General features: G+C 37.3%; 1 protein-coding gene. It reads left to right on the top strand.

What is annotated here, in order from left to right; translation table 11 throughout:
- On the top strand, positions 1-4218 hold a 4218-nt coding region (locus A3SG_RS20955; RefSeq protein ID WP_255347724.1), incomplete at both ends, for a LamG-like jellyroll fold domain-containing protein.

Below are 4218 nucleotides of genomic sequence, written 5' to 3'. Positions count from 1 at the left end.
TAATTAAACGTATTCTATTTTTATTATTAATTTTAGTTATTCCTTTTGTTACAGTTTATGCGCAAACCGTTACTACTCCACAAGTAAATTTTTTACAAAGAACTTCGGCTGCTACCCCTGCAAAAAACATCTATAACATTAAGGGGGATTTTACCATGTTAGGGAATACGAATTTAACACTAGCAACTTACGATGACAATATTGACAATCAATATAATTATATGAAATTTGTCGATACTGACGCTGATGCTGCTACATTCAATTCGTCTAAAGCAACCCTTGAACTTTCCAACGCAGGGGAAAATAGTTCTAGCCAAGATTGCTCAACAGTACTCTTTGCAGGGCTTTATTGGACAGGAAAATCAAGTACTGCGGACACATTTACTGCATCAAGACAAATTCAAACAGGAACACAAACTGTTAATACTAATTCAACAACGACTAATAATCAAAAAATTACAAATTCAAACTATACCTTAGTAATAACTAGAGGCGGTACCGGAAATAATGATCGTTATCCTATTTATACATTTAGTGGAAATGGTAATAGCTATCTATTTAATTACACTAATAGTGCAATTACACTTTTCATAAATGGAGGTACAACAGGAACAAATATTCCTTTTACCAAAACTTCATCTACATCTGGGACTATAACCACAGATACAGCAACACTTACTACACCATATACAATTACTGATGGAACAGTAACTTTAACCATTAAACAATTAATTAGAGATGCCTCTGGAAGTAATGGCATAGACTTTTCTAGCACATCATCAGCAGCAGTCAATGTTTCTGGTACTGTTCCTACCTATACTACAGAATCTAAAACTTTTAATAAAAAAGTAATATCATTAAAAGGACCTGGAGCCAAAACATACACCGCAATTACAGCTAAAACGACAGGCGCTAATTCAGAACTTCTTTTTCCAGGAACGTCTTACAGCGGCATTTTTGTAGGTTACCAAGAGGTAACAGACTACGTAAGAGCACACGGTCCAGGTGCATATACTATAGCCGATATTGCACTATTAGAGGCAGGATCAAATAATGACACTCCAGGTTTTTCTGGTGGATGGGCTATGGTCGTTATTTATGAAAATCCAGTAATGAAAAGCCGAGCAGTAACCCTTTTTGATGGCTATGCTTATGTAAACGGAACACTGAATAGTAATGCTGGAGAATACGGAACCATTCCTATATCAGGATTTACAACTGTAGGAACGGGACCTGTAAACATGAAACTTGGAGTAATGGCAGCGGAAGGAGATATTGGCTTAACAGGAGATTATCTGGCAGTACAAAAACTTAATGCCGATCCAACAACTTATAACGCAACTAATTACTTGACATTAAATCATGCCGGTAATTCCATTAATAACTTTTTCAATTCTTCCATATTTCCAATTCCTGCAGCAGGTAAAAGCGCCCCTATTTTTAAAAATAATTCCGGAGTTGATTTTAGTATGTTTACTATTCCCAATACTGATAATTTAGTCATAGGAAATAATCAAACGGCTACTACTTTTAGATTTGGATCTTCAGGAGATATATTTACTATTTTTGGCTTTGCCATGTCCGTAGACACCTATATTCCAGAACCGCAGGGATTGATAGTCGTAAATTCTATTGGAGGTGCTGCCCCACAAACTCCATTGGTAGCCTCGCCCGGTGATGAAATCGAATATAAAATTGATATAAAAAACAGAGGATCTGAGGCGACTAAAAATACCATCATAACAATTCCCGTTCCTACATCAGCATTGTATGATGTGAGCGCTATTCTAACGTCTGATATTCATCCCTCGTTTAAACCAGCCAATGCACCTTACTATGATTCTGGAACAAATTCTATCATCTGGAATGTAGGAACAATACCGCTTCTTTCAGATCCAAATACTCTATTAGGAAGTTTAATCTTTAAGGTAAAGCTAACCACTGATTGCGCAACCTTATTCAACTCCGGTTGTAACTCCAGCATTTCATTAAATGGAGCTATTACAGGATCAGGAGCCATATCTAACACTAGTTTTAACACTCCAATTTCGCAAGGAATTGACCCTAATTCAGCATGTGGTGGACTCATCGACAAACCTATTTTAGTGAATTTTAATAGTTCAAACAGTCCTTGTTTTACCGCCTTGGCTGGTCCTGATAAAATACCACCTGCTTGTGGATTAGAAGCGGTAAATCTTTCAGCAACAGTAGGGACAGTAGGACAATGGACAATATTGAGCGGCCCAGCGGGAGGCGGTGAAGTTTTCTCTAGTTTAAATAACCCAACTGCTGAATTCTCTAGTCCTAATACCGGAGTTTATACCTTAAGATGGACTCTCCCTTTTGGTGGTGGGAACTGTACTCCTATTGTTGATGACGTACTTGTTAGCATAGGTTTGTGCGACCAACTAGATTTTGATGGCATAGACGATAATGTTAATTTAAAAAATAATTATAATTTAAATACGGGATCTTTTAGTATCGAAACTTGGATTAAACCGGGAGCATCAAATACTAGTATTCAAACTATTTTTTCTAAAAGAAGTTCCAGTGCCCTTACTGACGGATACGATTTAAGATTAGTTAATAATGTTGTTTCTTTCAACTGGAACAACAGTAACGCTATAACTTCAAATTACGCAATAAATACGGGTAGATGGTACCACATTGCAGTTACATTTAATGGTACATCATACAATCTGTACATTGATGGAATTAGCGTCAAAAATGCAACAGCAGGCGCTAACCCCGTAGCGAATAATAATGCTAAATGTATTCTAGGCGCGATGATTCAAGGATCTAATTATCCTTATCTGCCTACTAATTATTTCAAGGGTTGGATGCAAGAATTACGCATCTGGAATGTTGCGCTCACAACTGCGCAAACGCGCCAAATGATGAATCAACGTATTACTAATACGAGTACTAATGTCCTAGGTGCAATAGTGCCATTAACGGTTCCAGGACTTAGTTGGTCCAATCTAGAAGGCTACTATCAGATGACTCAGTCTACTGACATCCTTAACGGATTCTTGGTAGACAAAACTAGCAATCTTCGTAATGGTAAATTAATTGGTATTGTAACTGCACAACCAGAAACAGCTCCTTTACCATACACGTCGTCAGCACATACTCCTTGGGAAACATCTAGTACATGGACAAACGGTAGCGTTTGGAATATACCTAATACTTTGGGTGTCGATGGGACTACGTATATTGATTGGAATATTGTAAAAACTAATAATAATATTACTACTATTGGGAATAAAACAGTCTTAGGATTACTAGTTGAAAGCAATACGCTAGGAGCAAATAATGACAATAAAATAGAAATTTCGCATTATTTAAAACTAGATGGAAAAATAGATTTAGTAGGCATGTCTCAATTGGTACAAACCGAAGGAAGTATTTTAGACACATCAAGTTCTGGGTCTATTGAAAGAGATCAACAAGGACAATCGAACAAGTACAACTACAATTATTGGAGTTCTCCCGTTAGCCCTATAAATACAACTACTAATAATACTAACTACACAGTTGCTGGTGTGATGAAAGACGGAACTACATCAACACCACAAAATATAAAATGGATTGGCGGTTATGATGGGGCCCCTACTTCTCCTATTAACCTAGCACGATATTGGGTATATAAATTTGACAACTATAGTAATGCTTATGCTAATTGGGTCCGAATTGGTGAAACCGGAACCGTAAAAGTAGGACAAGGATACACCCTAAAAGGAAGCGGAGTATCATCTGGCACCCAAAACTATACCTTTGTAGGAAAACCAAACAATGGGTTGATCAATACAAATACACTTAGTAAAAACCAACTGCTATTATCCGGAAACCCCTATCCTTCGGCACTGGACTCAAACGCTTTTATACAAGACAATCTAAGTGTCATAGGTTCCAATACGAGTGATGCCACTAATGGGACTTTATATTTCTGGGAACATTATAGCAGTAACAACACTCATGTTCTAAGAAACTATCAAGGAGGTTATGCAGTCCGTAATTTAACTGGAGGTATAGCACCATCCTCCGCAAATGTTGACTTTATAAGTAAAGCTGGCACCCCTTCCCGAGGAATTCCCAACAGATATATCCCTGTGGGCCAAGGTTTTTTTATTAGTGGTCGTCCAAGCTCCACAACTAGTACCGTAATTTTCAAAAACAGTCAGAGAGCCTTTGTTAAAGAAAATGAAAATGAAACTT

Source organism: Flavobacterium sp. ACAM 123 (genome assembly GCF_000264055.1).
Taxonomy (GTDB): Bacteria; Bacteroidota; Bacteroidia; order Flavobacteriales; family Flavobacteriaceae; genus Flavobacterium.
The sequence above is the reverse complement of the archived record's forward strand: the minus strand, read 5'-3'. Positions and strand labels throughout refer to the sequence as shown.